General features: G+C 37.3%; 20 protein-coding genes. 8 read left to right on the top strand and 12 right to left on the bottom strand.

Features of this window, described 5'->3' with window-relative positions:
* Positions 1-35 precede the first annotated feature (35 nt).
* Positions 36-2,297, bottom strand: coding sequence for an ATP-binding cassette domain-containing protein (locus tag HMPREF2846_RS03885; RefSeq protein WP_060803648.1), 2,262 nt, complete (start codon positions 2,295-2,297; stop codon positions 36-38).
* A 334-nt stretch (positions 2,298-2,631) separates the two neighbouring features.
* On the opposite strand from HMPREF2846_RS03885, the gene HMPREF2846_RS03880 reads away from it, so the two are divergent.
* Complete coding sequence (locus HMPREF2846_RS03880) at positions 2,632-2,988, top strand: transcriptional regulator, SarA/Rot family (RefSeq protein WP_002479629.1); 357 nt, start codon at positions 2,632-2,634, stop codon at positions 2,986-2,988.
* Between the two features lie 93 nt (positions 2,989-3,081).
* On the opposite strand, the gene HMPREF2846_RS03875 is transcribed toward HMPREF2846_RS03880, so the two are convergent.
* A complete protein-coding gene (locus HMPREF2846_RS03875) occupies positions 3,082-3,507 on the bottom strand; it encodes a very short patch repair endonuclease (protein WP_070625789.1) in 426 nt (141 codons plus the stop codon).
* A 178-nt stretch (positions 3,508-3,685) separates the two neighbouring features.
* Here HMPREF2846_RS03875 and HMPREF2846_RS03870 point away from each other — a divergent pair, with 178 nt between their 5' ends.
* Positions 3,686-4,162 (top strand): TspO/MBR family protein, encoded by a 477-nt coding sequence (locus HMPREF2846_RS03870; RefSeq protein WP_070625787.1) that lies wholly within the window; start codon positions 3,686-3,688, stop codon positions 4,160-4,162.
* 36 nt (positions 4,163-4,198) lie between these two features.
* Complete coding sequence (locus HMPREF2846_RS03865; RefSeq protein WP_070625785.1) at positions 4,199-5,059, top strand: patatin-like phospholipase family protein; 861 nt, start codon at positions 4,199-4,201, stop codon at positions 5,057-5,059.
* A gap of 89 nt (positions 5,060-5,148) precedes the next feature.
* Here the strand turns inward: HMPREF2846_RS03865 and HMPREF2846_RS03860 are convergent, their stop codons facing one another.
* From HMPREF2846_RS03860 to HMPREF2846_RS03830, 7 genes are read right to left on the bottom strand one after another with little or no spacing between them, the layout of a single operon-like run.
* Positions 5,149-5,988: an urease accessory protein UreD gene (locus tag HMPREF2846_RS03860; RefSeq protein ID WP_070625783.1), complete on the bottom strand. Its 840-nt coding sequence runs from the start codon at positions 5,986-5,988 to the stop codon at positions 5,149-5,151.
* Positions 5,988-6,602: an urease accessory protein UreG gene (gene ureG / locus HMPREF2846_RS03855; RefSeq protein WP_002479624.1), complete on the bottom strand. Its 615-nt coding sequence runs from the start codon at positions 6,600-6,602 to the stop codon at positions 5,988-5,990. Before ureG ends, HMPREF2846_RS03860 begins: the two co-directional genes overlap by 1 nt.
* A 12-nt stretch (positions 6,603-6,614) precedes the next feature.
* Positions 6,615-7,304 (bottom strand): urease accessory protein UreF, encoded by a 690-nt coding sequence (locus HMPREF2846_RS03850; RefSeq protein WP_070625781.1) that lies wholly within the window; start codon positions 7,302-7,304, stop codon positions 6,615-6,617.
* Positions 7,297-7,749, bottom strand: a complete 453-nt coding sequence (ureE, locus tag HMPREF2846_RS03845; RefSeq protein ID WP_070625779.1) for an urease accessory protein UreE — start codon at positions 7,747-7,749, stop codon at positions 7,297-7,299. Before ureE ends, HMPREF2846_RS03850 begins: the two co-directional genes overlap by 8 nt.
* 13 nt (positions 7,750-7,762) lie before the next feature.
* Positions 7,763-9,478, bottom strand: coding sequence for an urease subunit alpha (gene ureC, locus HMPREF2846_RS03840; RefSeq protein ID WP_070625777.1), 1,716 nt, complete (start codon positions 9,476-9,478; stop codon positions 7,763-7,765).
* On the bottom strand, positions 9,475-9,888 hold the full coding sequence (locus HMPREF2846_RS03835; RefSeq protein ID WP_057509904.1) for an urease subunit beta: 414 nt from the start codon (positions 9,886-9,888) through the stop codon (positions 9,475-9,477). The genes ureC and HMPREF2846_RS03835 overlap by 4 nt, the downstream gene beginning before the upstream one ends.
* Positions 9,889-9,904: 16 nt before the next feature.
* Positions 9,905-10,207, bottom strand: coding sequence for an urease subunit gamma (locus HMPREF2846_RS03830; protein WP_002479619.1), 303 nt, complete (start codon positions 10,205-10,207; stop codon positions 9,905-9,907).
* A 296-nt stretch (positions 10,208-10,503) separates the two neighbouring features.
* Between HMPREF2846_RS03830 and yut the strand changes: the two genes are divergently transcribed.
* Positions 10,504-11,433, top strand: a complete 930-nt coding sequence (gene yut / locus HMPREF2846_RS03825) for an urea transporter (protein ID WP_002479618.1) — start codon at positions 10,504-10,506, stop codon at positions 11,431-11,433.
* Positions 11,434-11,489: 56 nt separating this feature from the next.
* On the opposite strand, the gene HMPREF2846_RS03820 is transcribed toward yut, so the two are convergent.
* Both HMPREF2846_RS03820 and HMPREF2846_RS03815 read right to left on the bottom strand, forming a co-directional pair.
* The gene (locus HMPREF2846_RS03820) at positions 11,490-12,416 is read right to left on the bottom strand and encodes an iron-hydroxamate ABC transporter substrate-binding protein (RefSeq protein WP_070625776.1); all 927 of its coding nucleotides are present in this window, start codon (positions 12,414-12,416) and stop codon (positions 11,490-11,492) included.
* Between the two features lie 164 nt (positions 12,417-12,580).
* On the bottom strand, positions 12,581-13,732 hold the full coding sequence (locus tag HMPREF2846_RS03815) for an acyl-CoA dehydrogenase family protein (RefSeq protein WP_070625774.1): 1,152 nt from the start codon (positions 13,730-13,732) through the stop codon (positions 12,581-12,583).
* A gap of 194 nt (positions 13,733-13,926) precedes the next feature.
* Between HMPREF2846_RS03815 and HMPREF2846_RS03810 the strand changes: the two genes are divergently transcribed.
* From HMPREF2846_RS03810 to HMPREF2846_RS03800, 3 genes are all read left to right on the top strand, one after another.
* Complete coding sequence (locus HMPREF2846_RS03810; RefSeq protein WP_070625773.1) at positions 13,927-14,871, top strand: nucleoside hydrolase; 945 nt, start codon at positions 13,927-13,929, stop codon at positions 14,869-14,871.
* 96 nt (positions 14,872-14,967) lie between these two features.
* Positions 14,968-15,519, top strand: a complete 552-nt coding sequence (locus HMPREF2846_RS03805) for a biotin transporter BioY (protein ID WP_002479614.1) — start codon at positions 14,968-14,970, stop codon at positions 15,517-15,519.
* Positions 15,520-15,541: 22 nt separating this feature from the next.
* A complete protein-coding gene (locus HMPREF2846_RS03800) occupies positions 15,542-16,297 on the top strand; it encodes a GNAT family N-acetyltransferase (protein ID WP_070625771.1) in 756 nt (251 codons plus the stop codon).
* A 27-nt stretch (positions 16,298-16,324) separates the two neighbouring features.
* On the opposite strand, the gene fdhD is transcribed toward HMPREF2846_RS03800, so the two are convergent.
* Entirely contained in the window at positions 16,325-17,134 is an 810-nt protein-coding gene (fdhD, locus tag HMPREF2846_RS03795; RefSeq protein WP_023014998.1) for a formate dehydrogenase accessory sulfurtransferase FdhD, read from the bottom strand.
* A 147-nt stretch (positions 17,135-17,281) separates the two neighbouring features.
* Between fdhD and HMPREF2846_RS03790 the strand changes: the two genes are divergently transcribed.
* Positions 17,282-18,280, top strand: a complete 999-nt coding sequence (locus HMPREF2846_RS03790) for a LacI family DNA-binding transcriptional regulator (protein ID WP_070625768.1) — start codon at positions 17,282-17,284, stop codon at positions 18,278-18,280.
* Positions 18,281-18,305 lie beyond the last annotated feature (25 nt).

Raw genomic sequence — 18,305 nt, 5'->3', positions numbered from 1 at the left:
GCTCACCAGTCCTATTTGACAGAGAGCCCTTTTTATTATGCTTGAGTATAACGTTTTAAATGTTTGGCAGTTAAGGTATCTGTTTGTAGGAAGTCTTTAGGCAAGCCGCTGAATAAGATTTGTCCTCCTTCTAAACCTGGACCTGGTCCGACATCAATGAGCCAATCCGCTTCACACATCATGGATAAGTTATGTTCAATCAGAATCACTGTATTCCCAGCTTCAATTAAATCATTGAAGCGATTCAATAATAGAGGAATGTCTTCTTCATGTAAACCTGTTGTCGGCTCATCAAAGATATAAACATAATCAGTTGTCGGTTCGACTAAATGCTGACTTAATTTAACGCGCTGAATCTCACCGCCAGATAAGGTGTCTAGCGGTTGACCGAGTGCCATATAATTTAATCCAGTTTGGCTTAATGACTCTAATGCATCTTCAATTTCTTGATGCCCTTTAAAGAATTCTAAACCTTCATCTACAGTTAAATTTAAAACATCCGCAATATTATAACCGTTAACTGTTGCTTCTAATACTTCAGGTTTATAGCGTTTACCATGACATACTTCACAAGTCTGAGAAAAATCAGCCATAAAGGCTAGTTCAGTTTTAATATACCCTTTACCGCCGCAATTGGGGCATGCGCCTTTAGAATTATAGCTGAACATCGCTTTGCTTAATCCGGTTTGTTGGCTGAAGAATTTTCGTACTTGATCAAAGACACCTAAATAAGTCAGTAGATTAGAACGGCTTGAACCTTGAACTGCTTTTTGATCAACAAAGATAGTGTGTTCATTATCTTCAAATCCTTTTTTGACCAAAGTACTCTTACCAGAACCTGCGACACCTGTCATAACCGTCATGACTTGTTTAGGTAAATCAACCGTGACATCTTTTAAATTATTTTCTGTAATTGGTCCGAGATGGAAATATCCTGCAGGTTGACGCACGTCATTTTTAAGGTGATGTGGTTTTCTTAACGCATGACCTGTCGCTGTATCAGATTCTAATAATGCTGGATAATCTCCTTCAAATGTAATTTCTCCACCATTCTTACCAGAACCTGGTCCCATATCAATGACATAATCCGCTTCTTTAATAACATCAGGATCATGTTCAACAATTAAAACAGTATTGCCTTTTTCTTTAAGTGATTGTAAAATAATATTGATTTTTTGTATATCTTCAGGATGCAAACCAACACTGGGTTCATCAATAATATAAACTAAATCAGATAAAGGACTATTCAAATGACGGATTAATTTAAGACGTTGTGCTTCTCCACCAGAAAGTGTTGTTGTGACACGGTCGAGTGTTAGATAGCTTAATCCTATGAAATCTAGGGCTTCAAGTTGTTTTCGAAGCGGCGCAATAATAAATTCTGCAGTTGGTTGATTCAATTGATCTAAAAAAGCCAAGTTCTCTTTAATTGTCATTTTAGTAAAATCAGAAATATTATAGCCATTGATTTTACAACTTAATACCTTTTGATTTAGTCTTTGTCCTTCACAAACAGGACATGTTTTAGTGGTAACGACGTGTTTTAAATGGCGTGCATAACGTTTTTTCGCAAAAGTTTTATCGCCTAAAAAGATACGGCTGAAACGCGGAATCAATCCCACATATTTCGCAGTTTTTCTCCATTCTTTCGGTGGATTTTTAAGCTTTGTCGGCTGTTGATATAAAAATAAATCAAGTTCTTCTTTGGTAAAGTCTTTTAACTTTTTGTCATTATCAAACAAACCGCTGTCGCGATATGCTTTTCCTCTTTCTTTATCCGGACCGAAAGAAGGGAAGTCGATGGCACCTTCATTTAATGACTTATCCCAATCTAACAATTCATCTAAATTAATTGATTCAATGTAACCTAAACCTTCACATTCTTTGCACATGCCTGATGGGCTGTTGAATGAAAAAACATCAGAATAACCTACAAAAGGTGTGCCGATACGTGACCATAATAAACGCACAGATGCGTATATGTCTGAAATTGTGCCGACTGTTGAGCGAGAGTTGCCGTTATAACGTTGTTGGCTGATTGTCATCGCAACAGGCAGATGGTCTATGTGATCGACGCTAGGTCTAGGTTGTTGATTAAGATGAAACTGTATGTAACTTGAATAAGTTTCGTTTAAAAGGTGTTCTGATTCAGCTGCGAGTGTATTAAAAACGAGTGAAGACTTTCCTGAACCAGAACGGCCTGTAAATACAGTTATGAAATGTTTCGGAATGTCTACATCGATGGATTTTAAATTATTCTGTGTCGCACCTTTGACACGGATATAATCTTGTTTCATCCTTTCATCCTCCTTGTTTGTATATGTGATACACATTCATTATGACATTGATTAATTGTATTCCCCAATATTCATTTATTACTACTTTTATTGCTTTTGATTTTTTGAATAGACAGTCATCCTATTAACCCAATTAACCTTAGTGAAAACTTTACATTCGTGATGACTGATTTCAACATTATGACGTTTACTATTTTGATTATTTTAGGAACAAAAATAGATTGTTATTTAATGAGAGTTGTAATAAAATTAGTTTATGTAGGGGCTTGCTTGAAATTATCAGAACAATTCACTAAACATCTTCGAAAAACATCAAGAAGGAGTGAATTTCACTATGAACAATAAAAACATAATTAATGATTTATCAAAATTCGTCACTGTAGCACAAAAAGTAAGAGAGGTCAGTGCTACAATTAAAAGTGAGTTTCAAATCACTTTTGAAGAACTCTTTATTTTAAACTACATTCACAGCAGTGAAAAAGAACGTACAGAGTTCAATGTAAAAGAAATCATTCAACTTTCCAACTTAAAACCATATTTTATTTCTAAAGCGATTCAAAAGCTTAAAGAGCGTAAACTCTTAACTAAAAAAAGAAATAAACATGATGAAAGAACCGTGATTTTAGTAGTTGATCCAGAGCAAAGAAAGGAAATCGAGGCTCTTTGTAAAGCGGTCAGCAAAGTATTTTAATCATAGGAGAAGTTGGGGAATTTAAGATTATTTCAACAGGCACAAAAAATTAGTAATAAAAAAGTGAGTTATTCATTGAGATAGCTCACTTTTTTATTTTTGTTTATTTTGTTCAATCGCATCTAACACTTGTTGAACACAAGCATCCATGTCCTTAAACACTTCATGTTTCTCCCAAAAACGTAAGACAGTATAACCCATTTCTTCTAATTTCTGATTCACTTCTTGATCTCTTTCCATATTGCGTTCTAATTTCGGTATCCAATATGAACGGTTCGTGTGGATTCTTTTTTGTTTAACATTTTCCCAATCATAACCATGCCAGAATTCCCCATCTACAAATACCATTACGTTATATTTAGTGATAGCGATATCTGGAGTGCCGGGTAACTTCTTATAATTCTTAAAATAACGGACACCTTGGTGCCATAAAGCTTTAGCAAGTTGTGTTTCAGCTTTGCCGCCTGTGCCTTTGATTTTAGACATCATCTTAGAACGATACGCTTTAGATTCAACCATATAAATTTACCTCATACATATAAGACGTTCTATATTGATATTCCCGAAAAAACCTGTTGTTATGCAGCATCACGCAGATAATAACATAAACATACAACGATGATATTTAATGCTTTTTCTAAAGGGTAGATACATAAAGTAAAGAAAATAATTATATGAAACAGAAGGAAGGGATAGTTTGAAACAACCATTCAAAGTTCTGAGAGATATTGTACATTTAATAACGCCGACAGCAGGGGGCACTTTGGTAGCAAAATATGCGACAAGCAATGCACGTCAAGTTTATCAAAAAGAAAAGAACCCGCCGTTTTCACCGCCAGGTATTACGTATCCCATTGTCTGGTCAGGTTTGTATCTTGCGATGGGCGTCGCATATATGATTGCACGTAACGCAAGTAAAGATAAATTTGTACCGATTTCACACTATACACAACTTGGTTTGAATTTCTTATGGTCTGTATTGTATTTCAAATATAAACTACGTGGAGCAGCAATGATTGAAAGTTATGCTTTATTCGCATCTGTTGTCGTCACGGCAGTCAATTTCTATAAAGCAGATAAACGCAGCGGCTTGTTAATGGTGCCTTATGCATTATGGTGTGCATTTGCGAGCTATCTTGCGACAGGAAGCTGGATTTTAAACAAAGATCAATAATTCATGTCATAATAAAAGTTGAAGGAAGTGAATCATATGGCAACAACATCAGTAATTTTAGGTGCCGGCGGTCAATTCGGCATGGCATGGGAAATCGGTTATTTAAGAGGTTTAGCTGAGAAAGGTTTAGACTTGAGAGATGCCGATGAATTTGTCGGAACATCTGCGGGTGCACAAGTGGGCACAGTTCTCGCATCAGAAGCAGACTGGGAAACAATATGGGAAGAACAACTAAACTATCAAAGAGAAGCTGAAAATCCATTAACGGATGATGATTTAGCAGATATCTTTGCGCAATTTGATCAATTAGAGAAAAATGCGCGTACTGTAGAAGAATGGATTGATGGTATGAGTCAGATGGCTATGCATCCTAAAGTAGATTTGCCTGAAACAGAACGACTCAATATGATCAGAAACAGCTTAGGCAATACGGTTTCGGGCTGGACACTTAAAATCAAAATTGTAGTGACAGAAGTAGAAACAAATCAACGTCGTGTATTTGATGAAAACTCTGATGTACCGTTAGTTAAAGCTATTGCGGCGAGTGGCGCATTCCAAGGGGCTTATCCGACGATTCAACTGCATGATAAACACTATTATGATGGCGGTTCTTATTCTATGGATAATCCAGATGTCAGTGAAGCGGATAAAGTTGTGGTATTAGCTGCGAATTTACCAGTGAAAACACCGTATGCATTATCTGGTTTAGTGGACCATATGCAAGAACGAGGTCAAAGTGTGTATACAGTCAAACCAGATAGCACTGTAATGAGTATTCTGGAAAAATATGATTATAATACAATGAATGGTGCATTACGTAAAGAAGTAGCTGAAGCTGCACGCCAACAAGGACATGAAGAAGCACAAGCGCTTAAAGCATTTTGGAACAAACTGTAACTTATAAAATTATGTATGTAAAAAGGACGGTTATCAAAGAATGAATAACCGTCCTTTAGTTTGCAATCAGGTGTATAACTTGATTGCTATTAATATTTTCTTAAGAAATCTACATCTCTGTCATAATATTTTCTGACAAGTTGTTGTTGCACGTCATTTAGAATATCTAAAATTAAATCAGTTTGATGTGCAAGAATACGGATAATGATACCATGTGTCGCAAGTTCAGTAATACCGATTCTGCAGTCTTCTTGTTTCGCATAAGGTGCCATAATCTCATAAAGTTCTTCAACTGTTTCTTTATTCGCATCTGGATGAATGAAATAGCAAGACCCTAGATGAGAATAACCTTCCATATAACCTAAAGCATCTACACGATTTTTATTTGGATCCAACAACAAGTTATCATAAACGACTAATTCACCGTCAACGAAAATTTCATTAAGCAGGTGAAGATAGTCATACGTAAAGTGCGCTTCATCTGGAGAATAACCAGGCGTTAAGATATCGGTATAAAACATTGCGCCGGTTTTAGCCAGATGATACTGATTATGCTGATAAAACTTTGCATCTTTATAAGCTATAATCGGATCGCCTACATATTCCATATAAGCGTTATCTTCAATCGTGAACGTTTGGTACTGTTCAACATGATCTTTCAATGTTTTGTAGATTTTTGTTGCACCTTGCGATGTGAGTGTCGTTGCCGCATTTTCTTTCACTTTAATATTTAAGCGATAACGGTCTCCATCTAAATAGCCGCCGCCGACATTAACAATATAGAATGTCGGGATATTTGAGCCATTTAAATAAATAGGGCGAATCACTTTTAATGCTTGTTCAAAAAAGATATCGCGTGCTACAGAACGTTCACCGTCATTAAAGACGGTGATATCTAACTGTCCTGTCCATTGCTTTTCTTCAGACATTACTCTAGTCCTTTAAGCAGCACATCACGTTCAATCCAGTTAATCACATTGTCTAAACCTTCTTCTGTTTTAAGGTTTGTGAATGTGAATGGACGATCACCACGGAAAGTACGTGTATCTTCAGCCATTTGGTCTAAAGATGCGCCGACATAAGGTGCTAAATCTGTTTTGTTGATGATGAAGAAATCAGATTTAATCATACCTTGTCCGCCTTTACGTGGGATTTTTTCACCTTGTGCAACGTCGATAATGTAAATTGAGAAATCTACAAGTTCTGGACTGAATGTCGCAGCTAAGTTGTCGCCGCCTGATTCTACGAAAATCAATTCAATATCTTCATGACGTTCAACTAATTCATCAATTGCCGCAAAGTTCATTGAAGCATCTTCACGAATTGCTGTATGAGGGCAACCGCCAGTTTCAACTCCGATGATACGATCTGCAGGAAGTACGCCAGAATTTACTAAGATTTTTTCGTCTTCTTTTGTATAAATATCATTTGTAATAACACCGATGCTTAATTCTTTAGAAAGATGTTTTACTACTTTTTCTACAAGTTCGGTTTTACCTGCGCCTACAGGGCCGCCGACTCCGATTTTAATAGGTTGAGTCATAAGTCTTGCCTCCTAAGAAATAAAGATTCGTACATTCACTTTTTCATGTTCCATTTGATTGATTTCAAGTCCTGGTGCAGTGATGCCGAATTCAGATGCTTTAAGCTCAAAAATATGGTCGCGTGTTTGTTTCATAAAAGGAATCATCTGCGTCACAATACGTTGACCTGCAGTTTGTCCTAATGGAATGGCTCTGACCGCATTTTGAGTTAAAGATGAAACGTTTTGATATAAATAATAATCGATAATCATTTCAATATCGACACCGAGATAATGACCAAGCATTGTAAAGCAGATTGCTGGATGCAATTTCGCTTGTTTTGCTTGATATTGTTCGTGATACCAATGAATCCATTCACTATCGTAAAGTTCATCAGCTAGTTTCACCATACGTGTTCCCATTTGTTTGGTACCGACACGTGTTTCTCTCGGCATATTTTGAACAAATAATAAACGATCTAATTCTAACACTCTTTTTTCATCATTCTGATTCAGTGCTTCGTAAACGAAGCGCATCGCTAATCCATCCGCATATGTGAGTTGTTCACTTAAAAACAGTTTCAACCATTCTTGGAAGGACTGTTCATCATGAACAGTCCCACTTTGGATATAAGTTTCTAATCCGAATGAATGGCTGAAAGCACCTGTAGGGAATTGCGAATCGCAAAATTGAAACAAGCGTAAAGACGCATGATCAATCATGTGAATGTCCTATATGACGGAAGGCTTTGTTTACTTTGCGATCCTCACGTGAGTGGGGGATGCCTAATGATTTTAATAAATCTTCAACTAAATAATCGTATTGTACCAACATTTCACTTTCTGTGAATTGTGCAGGTAAATGACGGTTACCAAGTTGATGGGCAATATCTCCCATTTCTTGCAGTGAACGTGGTTTGATAACCAAAATATCTTCAGAATTGACATCAATCACGATACGGTTGTTGTCATCTTCATATAAGATATCGCCATACTGCAAGTCTACAGGGTTTTTTAAGCGGATTCCGATTTCATTACCGTGGTCAGTTTTGACACGTTGGATGCGTTTAACTAAATCAGAGTTTTCTAGATACACTTTTTCAGTGTGCTTTTGTTTTTCTTCAGGTGATAAATTGGCGATATTGCCAAGAATTTCTTCTACTATCATGAAAGCTTGCCTCCTAGAATAAGAAGTAACGTTGTGTTAATGGCAACTCTTTAGCAGGTTCGCTTGTGATTTTTTCGCCATCTACAAACACTTCATACGTTTGTGGATCTACGTCTAATTTTGGTGTTGCTGTATTGTTTTTCATATCTGTTTTACGTAGGTTACGGATATTTTTAACTGGACGGATTAAACGATGCAAGTTCAATTGACGTTGAATATCGTTCATATAAGCAATGTTTGATACGAATGTCATGTTTGTACCTGTCATGTTACCGCCAAGTTGACCGTACATTTTACGGAATTTAAGAGGTTCTGAGATTGGGATAGAACCATTTGCATCACCGTTGATTGCTGTACTGATCATTCCGCCTTTTAAGACAACATCAGGTTTTACACCAAAGAATGCAGGCTCCCAAATTACAATATCCGCAAGTTTGCCAGGTTCAATTGAACCGACATATTCAGAGATACCGTGTGTAATCGCAGGGTTGATTGTGTATTTTGCGATATAACGTTTGATACGGTTGTTGTCATTGTATTCTGAGTCGCCATCTAAATAACCGCGTTGTTCTTTCATACGGTGTGCGACTTGCCATGTACGTGTGATAACTTCACCGACACGACCCATTGCTTGTGAGTCAGAGCTGACCATACTGAATACACCCATATCTTGTAATACGTCTTCCGCTGCAATTGTTTCTTTACGGATACGTGAATCAGCGAATGCTACGTCTTCAGGAATAGAAGCGTTCAAGTGGTGTGTAATCATAACCATATCTAAGTGCTCATCAATTGTATTTGTTGTGTAAGGTAGTGTTGGGTTAGTAGATGATGGAAGGACATTAGGATAGCTTGCTGATTTGATTAAGTCAGGCGCATGTCCGCCACCAGCACCTTCAGTGTGGTACATATGAATAACACGGTCTTTGATTGCTTTCATCGTATCTTCCATGAAGCCCGCTTCATTCAACGTATCTGCGTGTAATGCGATTTGAACATCATAATCATCAGCTACATCTAATGCATGACTTAGCGCAGATGGTGTTGCTCCCCAGTCCTCATGGACTTTCAAGCCGATTGCGCCAGCGTGGATTTGTTCAATTAATGCTGTGTGGTTGTGTGCTTGTCCTTTACCAGTGAAACCAACGTTGACTGGTAAAGCTTCCGCTGCTTCTAACATACGGTGCATATGCCATGGACCTGGAGCAACCGTAGTGGCTTTAGAACCTTCAGAAGCACCAGTACCGCCGCCGATATGTGTTGTAACACCACTTTCAAGCGCAACCCATGATTGTTCAGGGTTAATAAAGTGTACGTGTGTATCAATACCGCCAGATGTTACGATCTTACCTTCAGCTGAAATGATATCAGTGTTTGCACCGATAATGATATTAACGTTGTCCATAATATCAGGGTTACCAGCTTTACCATATCTCATGATATAGCCGTTTTTAATTCCGATATCTGCTTTGTATACTTTATCGTAATCAATAATAACTGCGTTTGTAATAACAGTATCTGCAACATTACGGTCATCACGTGTTACGTTAGGGTTTTGAGCCATACCGTCACGCACAGATTTACCGCCGCCGAAAGTAGCTTCATCCCCATATGACGCATAGTCTTTTTCTACTCGTGCAAACAAGTTTGTATCAGCTAATCGAATAGAATCGCCGACAGTCGGACCATATAAACTTGTATATTGAGATTGTGTCATTTTAAAGCTCATCGATCATACCCACTTTCTTTATTCGCATTTTTCATTCCTTCGTCGTCTTTAATACCAGCGTTCGGATGATTATCGTCTACACGGAAGACACGATCTTCATCAATCGGTCCATTAACCATTCCTCGGAATCCGTAAATACGACGATTACCGTTATATTCCACAAGTTGTACTTTCTTTTCATCCCCAGGTTCAAAGCGTACAGCTGCGCCAGCTGGAATATCTAAATGTTTACCATATGCTTTCTCTCTATCAAATTTTAAGCCATCATTTACTTCAAAAAAATGATAATGAGAACCGACTTGAATAGGGCGGTCTCCTATATTTTTAACAACGATTACTGTTTCAGTAGAATCAGTACCTTTATTTATTTCTATTTCAGTACGTTTTACTATAATTTCACCAGGTCTCATAATATATAATCCCCCTTTAAACAATCGGATGATGTATCGTAATTAATTTTGTGCCGTCAGGGAATGTAGCTTCAACTTCGATGTCTGTGATCATATCTGCTACACCTTCCATTACATCATCCTTATTTAAAATTTGTCTACCGTAACTCATAAGGTCGGCAACGCTCTTACCATCTCTTGCACCTTCTAACATTTCGTAACTGATGATAGCTACCGCTTCAGGATAGTTTAATTTTAAACCGCGTTTTTGACGTCTGCGTGCAACGTCATTCGCAATAACCAACATCAATTTATCTTGTTCACGTTGAGTAAAATGCAAAGTAATCCCTTCTTTCATATATGTTAAATAATACTAATCCATTGTAAGACTCGACTTATCGATATACAAGAAATATATATTTGTGGTGCCAAATATAATTGCAAATTAACAAGTTAAGGCTTGAATATACACTTTAATTAACCCAAGGGAGTTTTACCTTTTTTGGTACATTTTCAAACAAACGTTGTATTTTAATCTAAAAAAATTATAAATAGAGAGCAATAGGTTTTATTCACAATCCTATTTTGTTAAAATTATAACTGTTTATAAATTTTGAGAAATCAGGTGAAGGATCGATGCGTCAATTAGTCGACGTTGTATTAAAGAATATCTCACAAGTATTATTGTTAAATAATGCTTGGACAGGGCTATTCATTTTAGCAGGTTTATTTGTAGCAAATTGGAAAGTAGGGCTAGCAGCATTGCTTTCTAGTTTGATTGCTTATGTATTAGCACCTTATACAAATTATTCCAAAGAAGAAATCAAAGAGGGGCTGGCTGGTTTTAATCCAGTGCTGACAGGTGTGGCTTTAACCATATTCTTAGTGCCAGACATTAAAGGTATTGGTATGACAGCACTTGCGGTTGTATTGACATTACCGCTTGGTGCCGCATTTCGTCATTTATTATCGCGTTTTGACTTGCCGATGTTGACCATGCCGTATGTGTTTATCAGTTGGATGTTTTTATTTATGTCCTTCCAATTCGAACACGTCAATGCTGGAGTTAATATTTTACCTTCTACGGTACGTGAGATTACATTTTCACATCACGCGATTAACGGTGTGATGACTTTCTTAGATGGCTTTAGTGAAATTTTCTTGGTGAAAAGTACAGTAGGGGGCTTATTGATACTGATTGGTATCTTTATTGCTTCTAAACGTGCAGGTATCTTCTCAGTCGTCGCAAATATCATCGGCGTTTTTGTGGTAATGTTATTTGGGGCGAACCATGATGATATAAATACAGGATTATATGGCTATAATGTTATCTTAGTAATATTAGCTTTAGGTGTTACCTTTAAAGAAACTTCTGTGTTTAACAAATATTTAAGTATGTTATTTGGTATTTTTATCACAGTGGTTGTACATGCTGGTTTAGTGACTTGGTTAAAACCATTCGGCTTGCCAGTATTCACATTACCGTTCATCGTCGCAACATGGTTGATGTTGATGGCAGGTAAACCAAATGTGATGCCTGTTGAAAGCGAAACTGAAAATAAATAATCTATAAACAAAACGGCTTACACAACCTGTTTACTGTGTAAGCCGTTTTTTTCATATTATTTAGAAGCTGCTTGTTCGAGTTTTTCTTTTAAATCTTTACGCATGAATTCTAATGTGTAAGGGTCGTTGAACCAGTATGTTTTCGCATCTACTTTGATGACATGTCCTTCTTTAACTGCTGGTAGGTTTTTCCAAAGGTTTGTTTGAGTATAAGATGGTTCAGCTTTGCCGGCACGTGTTGATACAATATAGTCGCCTGCATATTCAGGGATTTTCTCTTGTTTGATTTCTGCCCAACCATCTTTTTTAACTAGTTCTTTTTGTTTTTCTGGCATTTGTAAGCCGAATGCTTGATAAATCACTTCACCGCCGCGGCCCCAGTTTGGACCGTACGTATAAAGTTTTTTGTCGAATTCATCTAATAATGAGATTGTTGAATCTTTACCGATTTTATTTTGAATCTCTTTACCATCTTTTTTAGTTTCTTTTTTCCAATCCTCTGTCCATTTTTTAGCTTCGTCTTCTTTACCTAACAATTTACCTAGTTCAATTTGTTGATCTAAGTACTTATGTTTTGCGTAGTCGAAAACTACAGTAGGAGCTGCTTTTTGATATTTCTTGATGTTTTTATCTGTTGAATAAACAATGATTAAATCTGGTTTTTGTTTGATTACTTTTTCAACATCTTCGCTGCCAGTGGCGCCGATTTTTTCAACACCTTTGAATTTTTCTTTTAAGATAGGGCTGTCATCGACTTGGCTGTTGACTGCTACAACGTTACCGCCTAATTTTTTTACACCGCCAGCGTATGTAGGTGCAACAACCGCAATACGTTTAGGTTCTTTCGGAATATCTACTTTCTTACCGTTATCCATTGTATATGAACGTGTTTCTTTTTTTGAATCTTTTTGATCACTGGATTGTTTACCGCATGCTGCAAGCACAAGGACTAACACAATCAGTGGGATGAGTAATTTTTTCATCTTTATATCTTCCTCCTAATTGAAAACGATTATCGTTTAGCGTTATTCAAAATTATAAAGGGTATTCGCAGAAAGCACAATATAAATTTCTAAATAAATCAACATTTATTATTTGTTTAAAATGAAAAACACTATGTTCGACTATTGAACATAGTGTTAAGTCACTAGAATAAGTTGAGTTCTGATTTGGCAATATTTGTGTAAGCCGCATCTTCCATTGGCGGATTATGCAGACCAGCACGCATGTCACGATAATAGCGTTGAAGCGGGCGATCCATTTCTAAACTTTTCGCACCGACAATGCGCATTGCTAAATCGATGACTTTCAAACCTTGATTCATTACTAAAATTTTACTTGCGGAAGTTTCATTCCAAACAGGTGCATCAGGGGCTTCATGATACATACGGGCTGTAGACCATAAAAAGGCACGTGCTGAAAGTAATAACGACTCCATTTCACCGATTGATTGTTGGACAGTCGGAAGATGTCCGATAGGGTAATCAATACTATTCGGCTGATGTGTTTTGGCGAAGTCTTTCGCATAATCTGTCGCAGCTTGTGCAATACCTAAATACACACTTGGGATATGCAGAATCCAACCGTTCGGTCCTTTTGAACCGCCCGCAACTTCTACAAAGTTTTCTTGTGGTATATGCACATCTTCTAATACCAGGTCATGGCTTTCAGTCGCACGCATGCCGACCACATTCCAAGTTTCAGCAACAGACACTCCAGGCGTTTCTTTTTCAACTAAGAAGAAACCGAATTGGTCTGTGGCTTCATTGTAGCCGCTGACTAAGAAATGGGTTAAAGCTGGCAACATTGAAGTAAAAGTTTTAACGCCGTTTAAAACATATTCTGAACCTGAGCGTTTAGCGTGTGTTGAAGGTTTGCCGCCACGTGTCGGACTTCCAGTATCCGCTTCACTCACCGCTCTATTAATCAACGCACCTTCTTGAATAGCTTGTGCTAATTGATCGAGTAGGTGAGGCTCCCATTTTTGTTCTTCAAATATTTGTCCTGCAGTACTTAAATGCCAACCGATAGATAAAGCTGTGGCACCATCAATAGAACCTAAATAACTTTGGATGATAACCATATCTTCAATTGTCGCACCTTCACCGCCATAAGCTTTCGGCAAGGTTAATAAGGTATAACCTTCTTTAACGAGCCAATCAATATTCTCGTGAGGGAAGCGGCTATGCGCATCATTGTATGCTGCATGTGCTTGAAATTCGTCTTTGACTGATTGTAATTTTGTTAACCATTTACGTTGAATCTCTGTATGAATTAATCCTGATTCTAACAATGTCATTCCTCCTGACGTTTGTTGCCTTGTTAAGTTTAGTGTATCACTCGGAATAGAGAGTTGGTAGTTTTTAGCGGTCTGCATTTGTTTTACGAGAAAAGCTAGACATCATACAATTAAATTTCTGGTTAAATGCTTACTTTACATTTGTTGTGAATTTCAATTTAATAAGTAATATACATAAATTTTGGAGGTAGAACATGAAACAAATATATTTCAACCACGATGGCGGTGTAGATGATTTAGTGTCTCTCTTTTTATTACTACAGATGGAAGATGTTGAATTAATCGGTGTCAGCGCAATTGGTGCTGACAGTTATGTAGAACCCGCAGTGAGTGCGTCTATTAAAATTATTAACCGCTTTTCAGATAGAGATTTAAAAGTTGCCGCATCATCACAAAGAGGGAAGAATCCATTTCCTAAAGAATGGCGTATGCATGCCTTCTTTGTAGATGCATTACCAGTATTGAATGAATCACGTACTGAACAACGAGCATCGCAATCAGAACTTGAAGCATATGAAGATATAATAGAAAAATTAGAAGCAAGTACACAACCAGTGACCTTGTTATTTACTGGTCCTCTAACAGATTTGGCTAAAGCATTAGAGGTTGCTCCGCATATCACAGAAAAAATTGAACGCTTAGTATGGATGGGAGGGACATTCTTAACGAAAGGCAATGTTGAAGAACCTGAACATGATGGAACTGCAGAATGGAATGCCTTTTGGGATCCAGAAGCAGTCGCAACGGTTTTTGATACAGATATTGCGATTGATATGGTTGCGTTAGAAAGTACAAATAAAGTGCCGTTAACAATTGATGTCAGACAAATGTGGGCAGATCAACGTGATATTTTAGGTGTAGATTTCTTAGGTGTTTGTTATGCTGCAGTTCCGCCATTAACGCATTTTGTGACGAACTCTACGTATTTCTTATGGGATGTCTTAACAACAGCTTCTGTCGGAAAACCTGAGTTAGTACATGTTGAAGAAGTACAAACAGAAGTGATTACAAAAGGACCGAGTCAAGGACGAACTAAACGTGTTCAAGAGGGCGGCCGTACAATCAGATTAGTCGATGATGTGCACAGAGATGCATTCTTTGACTACATGACAAACCTTGCCGCAAAGGTTCGTGTCTAGACGTGTAAAATTATACAAATAAATGTTAACTTATCGTAAATTAAAGTTAACATATGTGATATAATCTTCCATGTAAGATTTTGAGGAGGTTATATTATGACAACAAAACATATCACATTTACTGCGATTATGACAGCTATTATCGCATTGCTTGGTCTGATTCCACCTATTCCGCTTCCATTCATGCCAGTACCGATTGTCTTGCAGAATGTCGGTATTTTTCTAGCAGGTATTCTTTTAGGCAAAAAGTATGGTACATTAAGCGTAATTGTATTTTTAATTTTAGCAGCGTGCGGTTTACCTGTACTATCAGGCGGTCGTGGCGGTATAGGAGTTTTTGCTGGTCCATCAGCAGGTTTCTTATTCTTATATCCAGTCGTCGCTTTCTTAATTGGGTATGCGCGCGATAAATCTATAGAACGAATCAATTTCGGTCGTTTATTTTTACCTACATTAATTGCGGGTGTCTTATTATTAGACATTGTCGGCACATTAATTATGGGCGTGATTACACATATGCCATTATCAAAAGCATTCTTTTTATCATTTGTCTTTATGCCGGGGGATATTATTAAAGCGATTATCGCATGCTTAATCGGTGCAGCATTATTGAATCACACACGCTTTAAACAATTGATTCGTTTCTGAGGTAGCAGAAAGAGGGATAAAGATGGGGCCGCTATCCATGCGATTAATTGATCAACCTGGAACGATTGCTTATGAAGATGAACAAAAGACGATTTATTTAACACCACAAGAACCTTTAACGTATTATACGAACAAATGGGTATATCATGACATGCCGACGTTTGAAACTTGGTTAGAAGATGTCAAAACACAAACACACGCACATCTCAAACAAGAGAGTCGCCATTTGGCATTTACTTTTCCAGAAAACACACCTTTAGATTCCACGTTTCGTACATATTTTGAACGAGAGAATTTTGATGTTGTGTTGTTAGAAATGTATGCGATCGAAGCACATGAGCTTGCAGGTGACATTCCAGATGGTTTAGATATCCGTTTTGTCGATATTTATCATTTGGATGATTATTTGAAAATCTGTCGTTATTTTTCACTGGATTACGGTAAAGACTACGCAGACGAAGTGGTTAAAACTTTAAGACAACAATTTGACGGCGCAACGAATGTGAAGCGGGTGATTGCTTATAAAGATAATCAACCAGTCGGCACATTAGATATGATTGAATCAGAAGAAACGATTGAAATCGATAGTTTCGGTGTGATCAAAGAAATGCGTGGACAAGGAATCGGACGTGCTATGCAGGGATTTGTCGCAAATTATGCCAAGCATAAACCTTTGATTTTAATCGCAGACGGTGAAGATACTGCCAAGGAAATGTATATTAAACAAGGCTATACCTTCATCAGTTATTGTTATAGTGTGATAAAAGAGAATATATAAGCAAACAAAAAAGCTGTGTTTCACAAGTTAATCTTGTGAGGACACAGCTTTTATTCGTTCTGGGTGACTATAAATATTGAAGTTGCCATCTCTGATAAATCCAATGGCTGTTATGTTTAAGTCATTCGCAAGCGTCACAGCTAACGTAGTCGGTGCGGATTTAGAAAGAATAACACCAACTCCGATTTTAGCCGCTTTAATCAGAATTTCTGATGAAATACGACCGCTGAAAATTAATACTTTGTCTCGAACAGGAATATGACGTTCAATACAGAAACCATATAACTTATCGAGTGCGTTATGTCGACCGATATCTTGACGGTGTTCAAAGAAAGCATCTCCGTCGCTGATGGCTGCGTTATGCAATCCGCCTGTACGTTTGAACAGTTTACTTGCAGTTTGTAGTCTCGTCATCATATTGATGACCTGTTGAGGTGTGAGTGTGATATTCGACAATGACGTCTTAGCTACTGCCGCATCATTTTGGAAATAAAACTCACGACTTTTACCGCAACATGAAGCAATCATGCGCTTGGTTGAATACTCGAAACGATCCCCTAAGTCTTTCGTTAATTCAACATGTGCAAACCCCTTGCTGTCATCTATTTGAATCGATTTCAATTCACTGCGTTTTAAAATTGCACCTTCAGACGCTAAAAAGCCCAGCACCAATTCTTCCATGTGGTCTGGACTGCAGATGACGGTTGCAAATTCTTCGCCATTAACCATGACAGTTAATGGAAATTCTGTAACATAACTATCAGTTGTTTCAAATAATTCTCCATCTTCAAAGCGGACAATTGTCTGATTCGTTAAAACATCTTTATCTTTATTCATATGCATGACTCCTTAATTTAACAATATACTACATCACTTCAATTTACAAAAAAGATTTGCATGAAATGTTTCATTATTTAAAATGAAAAGTTGTACAAGTAAACAGAGCGTAGTAAACTTAAAGTAAACAAAAGAGAGGTGTCAATTATGGCAAGTATTAGAGATATCGCAAAACAAGCGGGTGTCAGTCCAGGTACAGTGTCACGTGTACTTAATGAAGATCCGACATTGTCTGTAGCCGACAGTACAAGAACTCGTATTTTAAATACCGCAAAAGAACTTGAATATCACAAAGCAGAACGTGTAAATCGCCAAGTTCAAATCATTACTTATGCGTCTCGTAGACGAGAAATGGCTGACCCATTTCATCGTGAATTGCGTTTAGCAATAGAGTCTGAAATTAAGAAATTAAATTTAACATTAAAGAAGACACTTAGAATTGAAACAGGATTTAAAAAACAAGATTTACAAGATGTGAAAAAAGCAGGTGCAGTGTTAGTCATCGGTAATTTCTCATTGGATGCTTTAAAAGAAATTTATCGCCATAACCCTAATATGGTGGTGATTAATAATAAGCAAGTTCCTGATTATATCGATGCAGTGTACTCTGATCTAGAACAAGCCATGTATCAGCTGCTGAATCAAATCAGGGACACTTATCATGATGCACATATCGCTTATTATGGAGGCATACGTGAAGAACGTAATTTAGATGGGAAAGAAGCATATGAAAATGATGCAAGATATCACGCATATCTTTCTTGGTGTCAACAACATGATGAGATACCGAATGGCAATTTAATCGGTTGGGAACGAGAAGATGGTTTTGAAGCGATAACAGAAGCAGACACTATCCCAGATGTGTTGATAGCGGGTAATGATATGGTCGCAATTGGTCTAATTCAAGGCCTCCAACAAAGAGGTGTCACAATCCCTAAAGATGCTGGAGTTATCGGATTTAATGACTTAGATGTAAATCAATATGTAACACCATCATTGACGAGTGTGCGTATTGATATCGAGCAGTTTGGTAAAAGTGCTGTCTTAATGGCAAAAGAACGTATTCAAAAAACACGTCAATCTGCCATGCATATTGTGATACAAACGAAACAAATAGAGCGACAATCTTTTTCTTTTAAGAACTAATGAAAGTGTTGACAAAACATTTAGT

This window comes from Staphylococcus sp. HMSC056G08, from assembly GCF_001812305.1.
GTDB classification, from domain to species: domain Bacteria; phylum Bacillota; class Bacilli; order Staphylococcales; family Staphylococcaceae; genus Staphylococcus; species Staphylococcus simulans.
Note: the sequence above shows the minus strand (reverse complement) of the source record. Positions and strands in the feature narration are given on the sequence as shown.